Origin of the sequence: Pseudoalteromonas sp. 68 DY56-GL68 (assembly GCF_041414825.1) — a bacterium.
Classification (GTDB): Bacteria; Pseudomonadota; Gammaproteobacteria; order Enterobacterales; family Alteromonadaceae; genus Pseudoalteromonas.
This window is the reverse complement of sequence record NZ_JAOCZL010000018.1, coordinates 149908-165785: the sequence shown is the minus strand read 5'-3', so window position 1 is coordinate 165785 and position 15878 is coordinate 149908. Positions and strand designations below refer to the sequence as shown.

At 41.9% G+C, this 15878-nt stretch carries 14 protein-coding genes; 4 read left to right on the top strand and 10 right to left on the bottom strand.

The window, feature by feature from the left end; all coding sequences use genetic code 11:
• Positions 1 to 16 precede the first annotated feature (16 nt).
• Genes rsfS through leuS form a run of 5 tightly spaced genes read right to left on the bottom strand, consistent with a single transcriptional unit; the run spans position 17 to position 5160 of the window.
• Complete coding sequence (gene rsfS, locus NYF15_RS09225) at positions 17 to 334, bottom strand: ribosome silencing factor (RefSeq protein WP_062570647.1); 318 nt, start codon at positions 332 to 334, stop codon at positions 17 to 19.
• A gap of 56 nt (positions 335 to 390) precedes the next feature.
• Entirely contained in the window at positions 391 to 1026 is a 636-nt protein-coding gene (gene nadD / locus NYF15_RS09220; protein ID WP_130151340.1) for a nicotinate-nucleotide adenylyltransferase, read from the bottom strand.
• A gap of 12 nt (positions 1027 to 1038) precedes the next feature.
• Positions 1039 to 2079 (bottom strand): DNA polymerase III subunit delta, encoded by a 1041-nt coding sequence (gene holA / locus NYF15_RS09215; protein WP_371353379.1) that lies wholly within the window; start codon positions 2077 to 2079, stop codon positions 1039 to 1041.
• A complete protein-coding gene (lptE, locus tag NYF15_RS09210) occupies positions 2079 to 2570 on the bottom strand; it encodes an LPS assembly lipoprotein LptE (RefSeq protein WP_130151342.1) in 492 nt (163 codons plus the stop codon). The genes holA and lptE overlap by 1 nt, the downstream gene beginning before the upstream one ends.
• 1 nt (position 2571) lies before the next feature.
• Positions 2572 to 5160, bottom strand: coding sequence for a leucine--tRNA ligase (leuS, locus tag NYF15_RS09205; RefSeq protein WP_371353378.1), 2589 nt, complete (start codon positions 5158 to 5160; stop codon positions 2572 to 2574).
• Between the two features lie 176 nt (positions 5161 to 5336).
• On the opposite strand from leuS, the gene NYF15_RS09200 reads away from it, so the two are divergent.
• The 3 genes from NYF15_RS09200 (at position 5337) to NYF15_RS09190 (ending at position 8737) form a co-directional block, all read left to right on the top strand.
• Complete coding sequence (locus NYF15_RS09200) at positions 5337 to 5795, top strand: zinc ribbon-containing protein (protein ID WP_130151344.1); 459 nt, start codon at positions 5337 to 5339, stop codon at positions 5793 to 5795.
• 69 nt (positions 5796 to 5864) lie between these two features.
• A complete protein-coding gene (locus tag NYF15_RS09195; RefSeq protein WP_371353377.1) occupies positions 5865 to 8264 on the top strand; it encodes a Lon protease family protein in 2400 nt (799 codons plus the stop codon).
• On the top strand, positions 8261 to 8737 hold the full coding sequence (locus NYF15_RS09190) for an FKBP-type peptidyl-prolyl cis-trans isomerase (protein WP_237115086.1): 477 nt from the start codon (positions 8261 to 8263) through the stop codon (positions 8735 to 8737). The genes NYF15_RS09195 and NYF15_RS09190 overlap by 4 nt, the downstream gene beginning before the upstream one ends.
• A 39-nt stretch (positions 8738 to 8776) precedes the next feature.
• On the opposite strand, the gene lnt is transcribed toward NYF15_RS09190, so the two are convergent.
• From lnt to miaB, 5 genes are read right to left on the bottom strand one after another with little or no spacing between them, the layout of a single operon-like run.
• Positions 8777 to 10324, bottom strand: coding sequence for an apolipoprotein N-acyltransferase (gene lnt, locus NYF15_RS09185; protein ID WP_371353376.1), 1548 nt, complete (start codon positions 10322 to 10324; stop codon positions 8777 to 8779).
• Entirely contained in the window at positions 10305 to 11189 is an 885-nt protein-coding gene (gene corC / locus NYF15_RS09180) for a CNNM family magnesium/cobalt transport protein CorC (protein WP_130151348.1), read from the bottom strand. The genes lnt and corC overlap by 20 nt, the downstream gene beginning before the upstream one ends.
• A gap of 22 nt (positions 11190 to 11211) precedes the next feature.
• Positions 11212 to 11667, bottom strand: a complete 456-nt coding sequence (ybeY, locus tag NYF15_RS09175) for an rRNA maturation RNase YbeY (protein ID WP_062570657.1) — start codon at positions 11665 to 11667, stop codon at positions 11212 to 11214.
• Positions 11664 to 12716 carry a PhoH family protein gene (locus tag NYF15_RS09170; protein WP_237119403.1) on the bottom strand — a complete coding sequence of 351 codons (1053 nt, stop codon included), beginning with the start codon at positions 12714 to 12716 and terminating at the stop codon, positions 11664 to 11666. Before NYF15_RS09170 ends, ybeY begins: the two co-directional genes overlap by 4 nt.
• A 49-nt stretch (positions 12717 to 12765) precedes the next feature.
• Positions 12766 to 14211, bottom strand: coding sequence for a tRNA (N6-isopentenyl adenosine(37)-C2)-methylthiotransferase MiaB (miaB, locus tag NYF15_RS09165; RefSeq protein WP_130151350.1), 1446 nt, complete (start codon positions 14209 to 14211; stop codon positions 12766 to 12768).
• A 258-nt stretch (positions 14212 to 14469) separates the two neighbouring features.
• Between miaB and NYF15_RS09160 the strand changes: the two genes are divergently transcribed.
• Complete coding sequence (locus NYF15_RS09160) at positions 14470 to 15639, top strand: FAD-dependent oxidoreductase (protein WP_371353375.1); 1170 nt, start codon at positions 14470 to 14472, stop codon at positions 15637 to 15639.
• Positions 15640 to 15878: the final 239 nt, after the last annotated feature.

Below are 15878 nucleotides of genomic sequence, written 5' to 3'. Positions count from 1 at the left end.
ATGTTCTTGCTAAGGGTTAACCCCAAAGTTTCTCTAGATCATAGAAGTCACGTGTTTGATCTTGCATTACGTGTACAACAACATCACCTAGGTCAACAAGTACCCATTCGCCTTCGTTTTGGCCTTCATAACCAAGCGGCTCTTCACCCGCGTGACGCGCCTCTTTGGCAACGTGATCGGCAATTGATTGTACGTGACGCTTAGAGTTACCAGAGCACACTAACATATAGTCAGTAATATCAGATTTACCACGAACATCGAGTTGTACCACATCACGAGCTTTCATATCGTCGATTTTATCAAGGGCAAAGGCGAGTAGTTGTTTAGAATCCAAAGTGTTTTCTCAAAATTAAATTATCGTAATTTGTTATTTTATCACGCAACCGCTATTTATTCATCTGTTTGGTAAAGATGATGCTGCGCAATGTATTGACTGACGCTGTGTGGTAAAAGTTCCGTCATGTCATCATCTAAAAGTAGTTTTTTTCTGATTTTACTGGATGCGGCATCAACTTGTAAGCCATTTAAAAAGAACAGCTTACCTGCATGGTTGTGCGCTAGTTGGTGAAGGTCATCCGTTTCAGCGTGTGTTTTATAATCAGCCAGTTCACCGGTTACTTGGCAGTGTTGCCCAGGACGTTGGTAGACCACAATATGACATAGCTTGACAATATCTTGCCATTTAAACCATTTATCTAGGTTATTGAATGAATCCATTCCAATTAAGAACATAATTGGCGCTGCTGGATTTTCTGCACGCAGCTCTTGCAAGCTCAACAGTGAATAAGACGCACCATCTCGATTAAGTTCTCGGTAATCAATGGCAAAATGTGGATTGTTTTCAATCGCGAGTTTGAGCATATTAATGCGGTGCTCATCGCTTATACCTGGCTTAGCTTTGTGGGCAGGTATTGCACAGGGCATAAAATAAAGCGTGTTTAAGCTGCATTGCTGAACACATTGCTCAGCCATATTAATATGACCTAGATGGATTGGGTCAAATGTGCCACCAAAAATAGCAATCATCAATCACCACGCTTAGTCGAATGCTGGATGGCAAGGTAGTGCCATTTCGACAGGCTGACAAAACACTAAACATATATGTGTTAATGCTTGATAAGGTGCGACTAGACTCCCTTGCTTATAAGCGGCATCAAACTGCGCTAGGTGTTTAGTGATTTGTTCAAGGGCTTTAATATTAAGGCGGTTTAGGGCTTGTTGAGTCGTTGCTTGTTGGTTTTTCCAAATATTAAACTGTTTGTATAAATCAGCCATATTGGCACCATTTAATCGTCCGTGTTGCATTGCCAATAAACTTGCTGCTTCTTTATTAATAGCCCAAAAGATACTCATGGCTTCCGTGTTGTCATCAGCAAGTTTACTCATAATTTTAACGACTTGTTCAGACTGACCTTGTAAAAGAGCATGACTTAAATCGAAAATATCAAACTTAGATTGATTGAGTAGTCCTTGCATCACAGCTTGTTGATCGACTAAATCACTTCCATAAAGTAGCGATAGTTTCTCAAGTTCTTGATGGCAAGCAAGCAGGTTTCCTTCAGTGGCATCAATTAAGCTTTGCTTTGCATTGTTGTGCAGGTTTAGGTTTAAACTGTCACACTGCTCATCTAGCCAGCGACTTAAGTGATTCCCCGTCAGCGGGTAGCAAGGTACAAATACACCTTGTTTATCAAGTGCTTTAAACCACGCGCTTCGTTGAATGTCTTGACCGGCTTTAGCACCTTTTAGCACTAAAATAGTGTCTGGATTGACAAGCTCTACGAGCTGTTTAAATATTTGGCTGCCTTGTGTTCCAGGCTTTTGCTCGTTTAAGTCAAACTCGATTAAAGTACGAGCACTAAATAACGACATACTTTGATATTGGGCAATGATTTCTTGCCAATCAAAGCCAGGCATTAGCGTAAATTTAATAACTTCGTCAAAGCCTTGTTGTTTGGCCGTTTGACGAATTTGCATGATGCACTGTGTAATTTGATAGGGCTCTTCACCAAACACCATGTAAAAAGGCGCAAGGCCTTTTTTTAACTGGCTAGGTAGCTGGTTTGCATAGCAACGCATTACAGTTGTGATAACTCTCGTACAATTCGACGACTCGCTTGCTTACGAATCTCGCTTAATAGCAAGTCAAGCTCCTTCGCTTTTGCAAGAGCATTATCAGGGTCGTCTTGGTAATTACGATACAGCTCGAAGTTTTGATTAATAGCTTGCTGACCAGGTCGCTTAAGTGTGTAACTAACACTGTAGGCCAGTTCATATTCTGCAACTTGGCCATTGTCGAATAACGATAGGATTTGACGTTCTAAGCGATCTCTGTGAATTGTTAGCTCCGGCAATAATCGATCGCCATGCTGAAGGTCAACTTTACTGGCAATCAGCTCTTTTTCCACTAACTCGAATAAGGCCGACTTTTCATCATCACCCACCAGTGAAATGACTTTTAAATCGTCAGGTAAGTTTGAGGCTTTCTTTAAATGAAAGCCACAACTTGTTAGTAGCAAACAGACTAGCGCAAGGGCTAGTCCGTTTTTAAGTGCATGAAGCGCTGCCATCTTAGTTGGCAACCACGTTAAGTAGCTTACCAGGTACGTAAATAACTTTACGAACTGTTACGCCGTCTGTGAACTTAGTCACGTTTTCTTCAGCAAATGCTAATGCTTCAACTTGCTCTTTGGTTGCATCTGCAGGCACTGTTAACTTAGCACGTAGCTTACCGTTAACTTGTACGATGATTAGCCTCTCATCTTCAACAAGTGCTGACTCATCAACTGTTGGCCAAGCTGCATCTAAGATGTCACCTTCTTTGCCAAGATCTTGCCATAATTGGTGACACATATGCGGCGTGATAGGCGCAAGCATGATAAGTAGTGCTTCAAGTGCTTCGTTAGCAATTGCCACATCTTGCTTATCAGCAAGTGGTGCTTTAAGTAACTTGTTCGAGATTTCCATGATTGCGGCAATTGCGGTGTTGAATGTTTGACGACGCTCAACGTCATCAGTCACTTTTGCAATGGCTTTATGTAGTTCACGACGAAGTACTTTTTGGTCGCTATTTAATGCAGATTTATCAAGCGCTTGGTAGCCCACAGTTTCAACATCAACCGCGTATTTCCAAATACGTTTTAAGAAACGCATTGCACCTTCAACACCTGAATCAGACCACTCAAGAGTTTGCTCTGGTGGTGCTGTGAACATCATGAATAAACGCACTGTATCTGCACCGTACTGGGCAATAACTTGTTGCGGGTCGATACCGTTATTTTTCGATTTCGACATTTTGCTCATGCCTGCAGAGAATACCGGCTCACCATCTTCTTTGTGCCATGCTTTAACAACACGACCTTTGTCGTCTGTTTCAGTTTGTACATCAGTTGGTGAAATCCAGATATCACCGCCTTTCTCATCTTTACGATAGAAAGTATCAGCTAATACCATGCCTTGACATAGTAAGCGCTCAAATGGCTCATCTGAGTTTACTAGGCCAAAGTCACGTAATAACTTGTGGAAGAAACGCGAGTAAAGTAAGTGCAAGATCGCATGCTCAATACCACCAATGTATTGGTTTACTGGTAACCAATAATTTGCAGCACCAGGTTCAATCATGCCTTCGTCAAAACGTGGGCTACAGTAACGCGCGTAGTACCAAGACGACTCCATGAAGGTATCGAAGGTATCTGTTTCGTGGAATGCAGGCGCGCCATTTACAGTTGTTTTAGCCCACTCAGGATCAGCTTTGATTGGTGAAGTCACACCATTCATTACTACGTCTTCTGGTAAGCGAACTGGTAGCATGTCTTCTGCTGCTGCAAGCTCATCACCATTTTCGTCGCTTAACATTGGGATTGGAGAACCCCAGTAACGCTGACGGCTAACACCCCAGTCACGTAGACGGAAATTAACTTTACGCTCACCTACACCCAGCGCTTCTAGTTTGTCTGCAACGGCATTAAACGCTGCTTCAAACTCAAGACCGTCAAACTCACCCGAGTTAACTAATACGCCTTTTTCAGTAAATGCTTGGTTGTCTAAATCAACCGTTTCTTCAGAACCTGCAGCTGGTGCGATTACTTGAGCAATCTCAAGGCCATACGCTGATGCGAATTCAAAGTCACGTTGGTCGTGTGCAGGAACAGCCATTACAGCGCCTGAGCCGTAATCCATTAATACAAAGTTAGCAACCCAAATAGGTACTTGCTTACCCGTTAATGGGTGAATCGCATAAAAGCCAGTTGCAATGCCTTTTTTGTCCATGGTTGCCATGTCTGCTTCAGCGATTTTCGTGTTTTTACACTCATCAACAAACATTGCTACAGCATCGCTGTTTTTAGCGGCTTCTTGTGCAATTGGGTGACCGGCTGCAACAGCAACATACGTCACACCCATAAAGGTATCTGGGCGCGTTGTGTAAACACTGAATGTATCATCGTTATCAGCACGCTTGAATTCGATTTCTAAGCCTTCAGAACGACCAATCCAGTTACGCTGCATGGTTTTAACTTGCTCAGGCCAGTGATCAAGTTTGTCTAAATCGTCTAATAGCTCTTGTGCATAATCAGTGATTTTGATGAACCATTGTGGAATTTCTTTTTGCTCAACAATGGCACCAGAACGCCAACCACGACCATCAATTACTTGTTCGTTAGCAAGTACTGTTTGGTCAACTGGATCCCAGTTTACTGTTGACATCTTTTTATATACTAAGCCTTTTTCGTAAAGCTTAGTGAAGAACCATTGTTCCCACTTGTAATATTCTGGGTGACATGTAGCGATTTCACGATCCCAATCGTAACCAAAGCCCAATTGCTTTAACTGGTCACGCATGTAATCGATGTTTTCATAGGTCCACTTTGCAGGTGCAGTGTTGTTTTTGATTGCTGCATTTTCAGCGGGTAGGCCAAACGCATCCCAACCCATAGGTTGCATTACGTTTTTGCCTTGCAAGCGTTGGAAGCGAGATACTACGTCACCAATGGTGTAGTTACGAACGTGACCCATGTGGAGTCGGCCGCTTGGGTATGGGAACATAGATAGGCAGTAATACTTTTCTTTGCTCTCATCTTCAGTGACTTTAAATACTTGGTTTTCTTCCCAGTAGGCTTGTACTTTTGACTCTATGTCTTGCGGGTTATATTGCTCTTGCATCTACGATTCCAGACTTCTTGCAGATTAATAAAAAATTGTCGATAAGGATAACTCAAAATACACGCTAATCACAGCGGCAAATAAGGGCTTTTATGAAATTCTCACTTTCAGGGCAGGTTAACCTATACTTGACTATAGTAAGTACTGATTTTTCATCATTTTTGAAGGAGTAAACGATGGCAGATTATAAATCATGGCTTAAAGACTTAAGCGAATGGCTAAAGGATGTTAAAGACAACGAGCTAAAAGATGCGATGGATAAGTTTGTTGAATCAGAGCAAGCACTCAAAGACCTCGGGCAAGAAAAACTTCATCAATATCGTGACTATTTAAAGCGCGATATCGATCACATCAAAGAAAACGATCACCATTATGATTCCTTGGCATGGATGGAATTAAAAGAGTCTCTATGGTACGAGTTATCGCACATCGAAGACAAAACGCAACTTGAATGGCATGCACTAAATCAAGATTTTAAACACAATGGCGTCTATCATCAGGGAGAATGGATAGCCATGGGCACATTAGTATGTAAAAATTGCCAGCATAGTTACGATGTTTACCATGCTACGCAAATTACCCCATGTATTGAGTGTGGTGGTATTTACTTTAGCCGTAAGGCATTACAACCTTAATCAGTAACGCAGGCTTGGGCTGGGCGTTACCTATAATGCCCAGCTAACGCTGGGAAATAAGAAGTTAGAATGACAAAAAAACTGATCCCTCTACCTGTTAGCGCATTGGCACCTGAAATTGCCGACAATCATGTAGCCACTTGCATGAAAAATCCCTATCCAGAAACACTCACGTTTATTGGTCAACAACGAGCTCAAAGTGCGCTTGATTTCTCATTAGGTATGGAGTTACCTGGTTACAATGTGTATGTGATGGGGGAAGCCGCACTTGGCCGCTTTACTCTCGTTAAAGACAAATTAACAACTCATTCTAAAGAGCGCCCAACGCCAAATGAGTGGCTGTATGTTAATAATTATGATGATCATCGCGAACCAATAGCAATGTTTATGCAAGCAGGGCAGAGCAAGCAATTAGCTGATGATATAGATTCATTTATAGATGAAGTACTTGATACATTTCCTGCTGCATTTGACAATCCAGGTTATCAGCGCAAAAAGAAATCAATCGACCGTGAATTTACCGATACTTACGATGCCGCAATCACTGCCGTGGAAATTGCGGCTCTTGAGCAAAGTGTGGCGTTGATTGAAGAAAATGGCGTTGTTGGTTTTGCGCCTTTAGTTAATGGCAAACAGCTCAGTGATACAGAGTTTTCATCCCTTGATGAGCCACTTCGAGACGAATTTTATGAGGTCATTGAAAAACTTGAAGATGCGTTAATAGAAGCGCTAATTGAGCTACCACGCTGGAAACGTGAATCCTCAGAAAAATTACGTAACTTAAAAAAATCAACTGCAGAGCTTGCTACTAAACCCTTGATTAAAGCACTTGAGCATAAATATGCTACACATATTGGTGTTCTGCGTTACTTAAAAGACATTCGCGAAGAAATCATCGATGCGGTACTTGAGTGGCTTGACGATGATGACAACGATGAAAACAAAGAAGACTTTGACCGTAAAGGCATGCTAACTGACTTCTTTGCGCCAAATATTCTGGTGGAGTACAAAGAAGGTGATGCTGCCCCTGTGGTGTATGAACCGAATCCAACCTTTGGCAATATTTTCGGTAAAATTGAATATGCAACCTCACAAGGTTCGCTTATCACCAGTTACCGTTCAATCCAACCAGGAGCACTGCACCGTGCGAATGGCGGTTACTTGATTATGGATGCAGAGAAAGTCATGGCTAACCCACAAGTATGGGATGGACTTAAACTGTCTTTAAAAACGCATCAAATCAAAAACGACTTACCCTATCAAGACAGCTCCGTAGGAAGTAGTTTTACGTTACGCCCGCAGCTTATTCCTCTTGATGTAAAAATAGTGCTTTTAGGCTCACGAGACCTTTATTATACCATTGGTGAGTACGACGAAGAGTTTGCTGAGCTGTTTCGTGTACTGGCTGACTTTGATTATTACTTGCCAAGTAGCGATAAACTGCAATATCAGTTCATTACTAAGGTGACTGAATACTGTCAGCAAACATTACATTGCACGACAAACGAAGCCGCTATGGCGCGTTTGCTTAAGTTTAGCTACCGTCAAGCAGAGCATCATAACAAGCTCTCTGCGCGTTTTGCTGATGTACTAGAATTAGTGGCAGAAGCAAGCTTCTATGCAAAGCAGGATGGCCAAACTGTAATAGATGCTCATCATATTGATGAGGCTATTGTTGGGAAACAATACCGCACAGGGCAAATCTCTGAGACCATGCTAAGTGATATCAAAGAGGGGCAAATTTTAATTGCCACTGAAGGTCATGCCGTGGGTAAAGTGAATGGTTTAACTGTGCTGCATATTGGTGATACTTCATTTGGTACACCAGCACGCATTACAGCCACTGTTTATGCAGGTGCTGATGGCGTCATTGACGTTGAACGCGAAGCAGAGCTGGGTAAAGCAATTCACTCAAAAGGGGTGATGCTATTAACCGGTTACTTAGGTAATAAATACGCTCAGCAATTTAGTTTGACGCTCAGTGCTAATATCGCAATCGAACAAAGCTATGGCTATATCGACGGTGATAGCGCGTCACTAGCGGAGTTGTGTGCGCTTATATCAGCAATAACGAATCTACCTATTAGCCAATCAATTGCATTAACTGGCTCTATCAACCAACACGGAGACGTGCAATCAATTGGTGGTGTGAACGAGAAGATCGAAGGCTTCTTTAAGTTATGTAAAATGCGTGGCTTGACTGGTGAGCAAGGGGTGATTATTCCTAAATCTAACCAAGTGAATTTAGTGCTTGATAATGAAGTGCTCGACGCTGTTGAAAAAGGTCGTTTTAATATTTATGCCGTTGAAACGGTAGATCAAGCGTTGAGTTTATTAATGGAAAAAGAAGCTGGCGAAATGACAGAGCAGGGCTATACCGATGATTCTATCAATGCGCTGGCACTCACTAGGCTCGCAAATATTGCAGATATCGTTAATGGCGATAATGATGAGAAGGACGCGGAATGATTAATTTAATACTTTTACTGATTATTGGTATTTTTTGTTTCTTAATTTTTAAAAATAGCAAAAAGGCTAAGCTGCAAGCCCTTGAAAATGAAAAACTCGCTGCTGATTTTTTAGCAACCAATAGTCAAGCCGACGATGTTCATGAAACAGCTTCAGGTTTGCAATACAAAATAGAGCAAAGTGCAGGGAATGACGAAAAACCCAATGCTACTAGCAAGGTTAAAGTGCATTATCATGGCACGCTTATGGATGGTAGCGTATTTGATAGTTCAGTAGTACGTAACTCGCCAATTAGCTTTGGTTTAAATCAAGTGATTGCCGGTTGGACTGAGGGGTTACAGTTAATGAGCGAAGGGGATAAGTTTACCTTTTATATCCCGCCGCAGCTTGCTTACGGGCGTAAGCGCGTTGGTAGTATTCCAGCTGGCTCATTACTGATATTTGATGTCGAGTTGATAAAGATAGAATCTTAAAACACAAAAAAGGCTTCATCATGAAGCCTTTTTTAATGGTTACTTTTTGAATCTTGCAATCACACCAACAGCACTGAGTAGTATCACCACAACCCATACTGGCAAATTGCCGTATTGGCTATAAATACTATCGCCTTTGATAAGCGTAATATTTACCTCGAGTACATCGGCTTTAAATTGCGGCATAGCTAATTGCGATTTAGCAATAGGGTCGTAAACGGCGCTAATGCCATTGTTGGTCACTCGAATTAGCGGGCGCTGTAATTCAAGGGCGCGCATACGCGCTATTTGCATGTGCTGATGCGGGCCATGCGAATCACCAAACCACGCATCGTTACTGACCGTGAACAAAATGTCAGAGTCACTGCGATAATTTCCACGAACCAACTCAGAAAAAGCAATTTCATAGCAAATAGCCGGTAAAATATTTAAGCCATTAGCCCGTAAATTGTTTTGCACTTCATCGCCGCGGGTAAAAGATGACATAGGCAAATCAAACAATGGCGCGATTGGGCGCAGTAATTCTTGAAATGGCACAAATTCACCAATCGGCAATAACTGATGCTTTTGATAGCGGTTTTTAGCTAAATACTGATAGTGGCCTTCGCTATCTTCCAGCTCTTTTTTACCAAGCACAATTAGCGTATTAAAAATGTTACGGGTGTCGTATTGGTAATCAACGATACCTGTAATAAGTGCCGTATTATTAAATGTGGCAGCGCTATCAAGACCTGTTAAATAGTCAGTAGCCAATGCTTCGAGCTCTGGGACTGCGGCTTCAGGCCAAACAATTAAATCAGCATTCCAATGCAGGCGGGTCATGTCTTGGTATTTACTCATGGTATTCCAAAATTCTGACGGCTCAAAGCGTAAGTGCTGTTTTATATTACCTTGTACGAGAACTGTTTTGATTGTTTTATCTTGATACTTTGTAGGGCTGCTATTTGCGATAAAATATAAGCCTGTAAGTATTACGACAGAAATAATTAACGGTTTAATATCTTTGCTTATCAAGCGATAAAGCGAAAAGGCAATGAATACGCAAATTAGCGTGATACCAAACTCACCAATCACGGGGGCTAAAAAGTTCAGTGGGCTGTCTGTTTGGGTGTAACCAAAGCTCAGCCAAGGAAAGCCGGTAAGCAAAGTGCCGCGTAAATATTCTGTAATAGCAACGGTAGCAAGTAACCAACAAATAAAGCTATAGGGGCCGTTAGCAAGACGTGTAGTGAGCCAAACGGCTAATGCAGGATACAGGGCTAAATATGCGCACAGTAAAACCATAAGCGAAATAGAGGCAATCAGTGGCATGCCGCCAAAAGTCGCAATAGAAACATGCACCCAGCTAATACCTGCACCAAACCAGCCCAAACCAAAGATAAAGCCATATTTGGCGCTTTGTTTTGCTGCGGCCTTACCACTTGCAAGGGGATTAATGCAGTAAAGAAGGGCACCGAGTGATATAAAAGCAATATACCAAAGGTTAAAGGGGGCGTAACTAAGGGTCAAAAAGAGGCCCGCAATAAGTGCGAGCCAGGCTTTTTTATCTTTTGCAAGAAGGCTTAGGTTAGTTAGCAGTTTCTTCACTGTCGTTATCATCAGCCTTAGGGATAGTTATTTGCAATTGCAAGATGCGACGATTGTCCGCATTGGTGACTTTAAATTGTAAACCATCAATGTCAATGGTTTCACCACGGCTCGGCATATGGCCAAACGCATGCAATACAGTACCACCAATCGTATCTGCATCTGAGGTACTGTAACCTGTTTTAAAGTATTCGTTAAAGTCGTCGACCGGTGTCAGTGCTTGCACGGCATAAACATGCTTTGCAACTTGACGAATATCTTGTTGGTCTTCGCTTTCATCGTGCTCATCTTCAATTTCACCAACGATGATTTCGAGAATATCTTCAATAGTCACAAGACCAGATACACCGCCATATTCATCGATTACAATGGCCATGTGGTAACGCTGTTGACGAAACTCATTAAGGAGCGTGTCAACACGTTTGCTCTCTGGCACCACAACGGCTGGTCGTAAATAATCACGCAGCGAAGGCAGTTGCTCATCTTTATTGATGATCAATGGTAATAAGTCTTTAGCTAATAAAATACCTTCAACATGGTCTTTATCTTCGCATACGACAGGAAAGCGTGAGTGCGTAGAATCGACCATCATAGGTAATAGCTGTTCTAGAGGTGTATCGACTTCTAGGGTTACCATTTGTGAGCGCGGTATCATTATATCGCGCACTTTTAGCTCTGATACACCCAGTACCCCTTCAATCATATCCTTTGTTTCAGGGTCGATAAGGTCGCGTTCTTGCGCATCGGCAATTACTTCTACCAGCTCTTCTCTATTCTGGGGTTCCCCTTGCAACATTTGGGCTATACGGCCCAACCAAGTTTTGCCAGAAGAACCCTGGCTAGTTTGCGAGTTGTCGTCGCTCATTGCGTCTAATTGCTCCGTTAATTTAAATATCGTCTCGATATGGGTCAGCGATGTTCAGATCGGCAAGTAACTGCTTTTCTATGCTTTCCATTTCAAGTGCATCTTCGTCCTTTATATGGTCAAATCCAAGTAAATGCAAGCATCCATGAATCACCATATGGGCAAAATGGTCGTGAAAGGCCTTTTCTTGTTCAATTGACTCGGCTAAAACAATCGCCGGACAAATGATTAAGTCACCGACTAAAGGTAACTCAATACCAGGTGGTGCTTCAAACGGAAACGATAAGACATTAGTCGGCTTGTCTTTACCACGATAGTCATTATTAAGCTGTTGGCTTTGCGCCTCATCACTTATTACAATAGTCAGTTCAGCGTCTTCACGATAATTGCTAAGGGCTTTATCAGCCCAAAGCTGGAATTGTTCAAAGCTGGGTAAGTTATCAAACTCACAGGCTATTTGTAGGTCTAATTCGGTCACGAGTTTGCTTCTTGTTGGTTTGCTTGTGATTCTTTAATACGTTGCTTTTCAGCTCGCTTTAAACGCTCAGCTTCATCATTACGCTCGTAGGCCTCTACAATACGAGCTACGACAGGGTGACGCACAACATCATGAGATTGGAAGAAGTTAAAGCTAATTGCTTCAACATCATTTAGCACCTCAATTGCATGGCGTAGGCCTGAGCGCGCACCGCGCGGTAAATCGACTTGGGTGATATCGCCAGTGATTACCGCTTTTGAATTAAAACCAATACGGGTTAAGAACATTTTCATTTGTTCTGCTGTGGTGTTTTGGCTTTCATCTAGGATGATAAAGGCATCATTCAATGTACGGCCACGCATATATGCAAGTGGGGCAACTTCTATGATGTTTTTTTCGATCAGTTTTTCAACGCGCTCAAAACCAAGCATTTCAAATAATGCGTCGTAAAGAGGGCGCAAATAAGGGTCGATTTTTTGACTCAAATCACCGGGTAAGAAACCCAGTTTTTCACCTGCTTCAACCGCAGGGCGCGTAAGTAGAATGCGACGAATTTCTTGACGCTCAAGGGCATCAACAGCGGCTGCAACAGCGAGGTAAGTTTTACCTGTACCAGCAGGTCCAATACCAAAGGTAATATCGTGATGCAGAATATTTGCAATGTACACGCCTTGGTTGTCGTTTCGCGGTTTAATTACGCCACGGCGGGTTTTAATCACCATGTCTTTGCCATAAACGCCTGGATTTTCATCTTGCTCTAGGGCATTTGATTCGCTAATTGCTAAATGAACCGCTTCAGGTTCTATCTCACCAATTTGGCCACGTACAGGTTGAGTATCAACATAAAGGTTTTTTAAGATTTCGACACTCGCTGCAGCACAGTGAAGCTTACCAGTGACTCTGAAAAAATTATCGCGATGAGCAATTTCTACACCTAATCGGCGCTCAATTTGTTTGATATTTTCGTCAAACGGACCACATAAAGATGAAAGGCGTTTATTGTCGGCGGGTTCTAAATAAATCTCTAAAGTTTTTAATTGATTACTCAAAATAGCTTCCTATTGATGGGTGCAGGCGGTGCCTGCACCAAATTTTCCCCTACGGGACGAAAGTAGCAACGCCAATTTCGTTAGGGGCTTGTGCAGCTTCTGCCTCGGCTGCCTTACTTAAAATAGATGATGGTGCCACATCACGGCGTAAGTTCATCTCTGATTCTGTACGAATTAATTCACCACGTAAAGAATTTGGCAATGCTTCAGTAATACGTACATCAACGAATTGACCGATCACAGAGTGTGGACCTTCAAAATTTACAACTCGGTTGTTCTCTGTACGACCACGTAATTCCATTGGGTTCTTCTTAGAAGGGCCTTCAACTAAAATACGTTGTTCTGTATCAAACATTTGACGGCTGATTTGCTGCGCCATTTGCGTAATTCGATTTTGTAACAGGTATAAACGTTCTTTTTTCTCTTGCTCTGATACATCATCAGGTAAATCAGCAGCAGGCGTACCAGGGCGCGCACTGTAGATAAAACTAAAGCTCATATCAAAACCAATATCATTGATAAGGTTCATGGTTGCTTCAAAGTCCGCTTTACTTTCGCCAGGAAAACCAATGATGAAATCTGATGACATGCTTAGGTTAGGGCGAATTTTACGTAACTTACGAATTGTCGATTTGTACTCGATTGCAGTATGGCCACGTTTCATAAGGTTAAGAATGCGGTCTGAACCACTTTGTACAGGTAAGTGTAGGTGATCAACAAGCTCAGGCACGTCTGCATACGCATCAATGATATCTGGCGTAAACTCAACAGGGTGCGAGGTGGTGTAACGAATACGGTCAATACCGTCAATCGCTGCCACATAACGTAATAGATCAGAGAAGTAACAAATTTCACCGTCGTGAGTTTCACCGCGATAGGCATTTACGTTTTGACCAAGTAGGTTCACTTCACGAACACCTTGCTCTGCAAGTTGTGCAACTTCAAGTAATACGTCATCAAGTGGGCGGCTCACTTCTTCACCACGCGTGTAAGGTACTACGCAGAATGTACAGTATTTAGAGCAACCTTCCATAATTGATACGAATGCAGTTGGGCCTTCCGCTTTTGGCTCAGGTAAACGATCGAACTTTTCAATCTCAGGGAATGAAACGTCAACTACCGAGCTGCTGTCGCCACTTTGCACTTGCTTAATCATTTCTGGTAAGCGGTGTAATGTTTGCGGGCCAAAAATTACATCAACAAACGGCGCACGTTGGCGAATTGAGTCACCTTCTTGCGATGCAACACAACCACCAACACCAATGATTAATTCAGGCTTATCATCTTTTAATAGTTTCCAACGGCCAAGCTGATGGAATACTTTTTCTTGTGCCTTTTCACGGATTGAACAGGTATTGAGTAAGATCACGTCAGCGTCCTCAGCTTCTTCAGTTAACTGATAGCCGTTAGTCGCATCTAGTAGATCAGCCATTTTCTGAGAGTCGTACTCGTTCATCTGACAACCCCAGGTTTTAATATGCAGCTTTTTACTCATTGAAATATAGCCTCGTTTTCAATTCGGTAGTGACACAAAAATGTGTTAGAAACAGGATTAAGTGGCAAGTATGCCGACTTAAAGGACGCGTATTTTAGCTGGATACCCGCACAGATCCAAGTATAGTTTTTATCTTTGTGGTGTGAAATCAAACAAGTCACTGTTTTGAAATTCTTAAGCAGTAAATGCACTGACACTGATTATTGAATTACGTTACAATTTGCAGCGTATTTAAATAGCCAAATGAGCGAATGCTAAATGAATAAAAATAAGGTAATTGTTATCGGTGGTGGCATGGTAGGTGCCGCTACTGCTGTAAAACTGGCCAAGCAGGGTAGGGATGTGACCGTTATTGAAAAGCACCTTATCGATGCTGATCATATTCTTAGCTCAGATAAGGTTGATATTCGCATTTCGGCTATTAATCGTTTTTCAGAGAATTTACTTGATGAGCTTGGTGCAATGCCATTACTAAGACAAAATCGTATCGCACCTTATCAACAATTAGAGGCCTACCAGCAACAAGGCGAAAATTTATTGTTTGATAGCTATGAGATTGGCGAAACGCATTTAGGTCATTTAATCGAAAATAATTTAATTCAAGCAAGTCTTTGGCAGCAATTCGCCAAGTACAACATCGAAGTAATAGAGCAGTTATCAGCCATCACGGATATTACTCAAACGGTTGATTCAATCACCTTACATTATAGCGATACTCAATATACCGCTGATTTAGTTGTTGCTGCAGATGGTGGACAGTCACAATTGCGAACTAAAGCTGGTTTAGGTGTAACAGGTTGGCAATATGGTCAGCATTGCATGGGCGTGTTAATCAAATTAGATGCCCCGCAGCAAGTAAAAACGTGGCAACAATTTACGCCAACCGGACCAGTCGCGTTTTTACCGATGCAGGCACCTTATGCAAATTTAATTTGTTATCACGATGCTGCGGTTTTAAAACAGTGGCAAAAATTGTCGAATGAGCAACTTAAAGCAAAGCTCATTGCGCATTTCCCTGAACTACCGGGCGACTTTGAGTTACTTGAGCATGCTGTTTTTCCACTTGCACGCCAACACGCCAATGATTATTCGCATGGCCGTTTAGTTTTAGTCGGTGACTCGGCGCACACAATTAACCCGCTCGCTGGGCAAGGTGTGAACTTAGGCTTTCAAGATGTCGTTGCACTGGCAGATATTTTGGCAGATCAACCTGATGTGGGTCAGCAAGCGTTATTAAAACGCTACGAGAAAAAACGCCGCCACGCTAATTTACTGATGATGAGCATGATGGATGCATGTTACTTTGGTTTTTCAAACGAGATAAAACCACTGAGCTGGGTGCGCAGTAAGTTTTTAAAGCTTGCTAATAACACAGGCCCTGCAAAGAACTGGGTTTTAAAATATGCGATTAGCGGGACATTAAGTTAACCACATAGTGATAGAGACTAAACACGGGTTAATGAAAATTAGCCCGTTTTTTTGTGCTAAATAAAAATGAATTAAATTTTGGAGAAATTAGAAATTAGAAATTAGAAATTAGAAATTAGAAATTAGAAATTAGAAATTAGAAATTAGAAATTAGAAATTAGAAATTAGAAATTAGAAATTAGAAATTAGAAATTAGAAATTAGAAATTAGAAATTAGAAATTAGAAATTAGAAATTAGA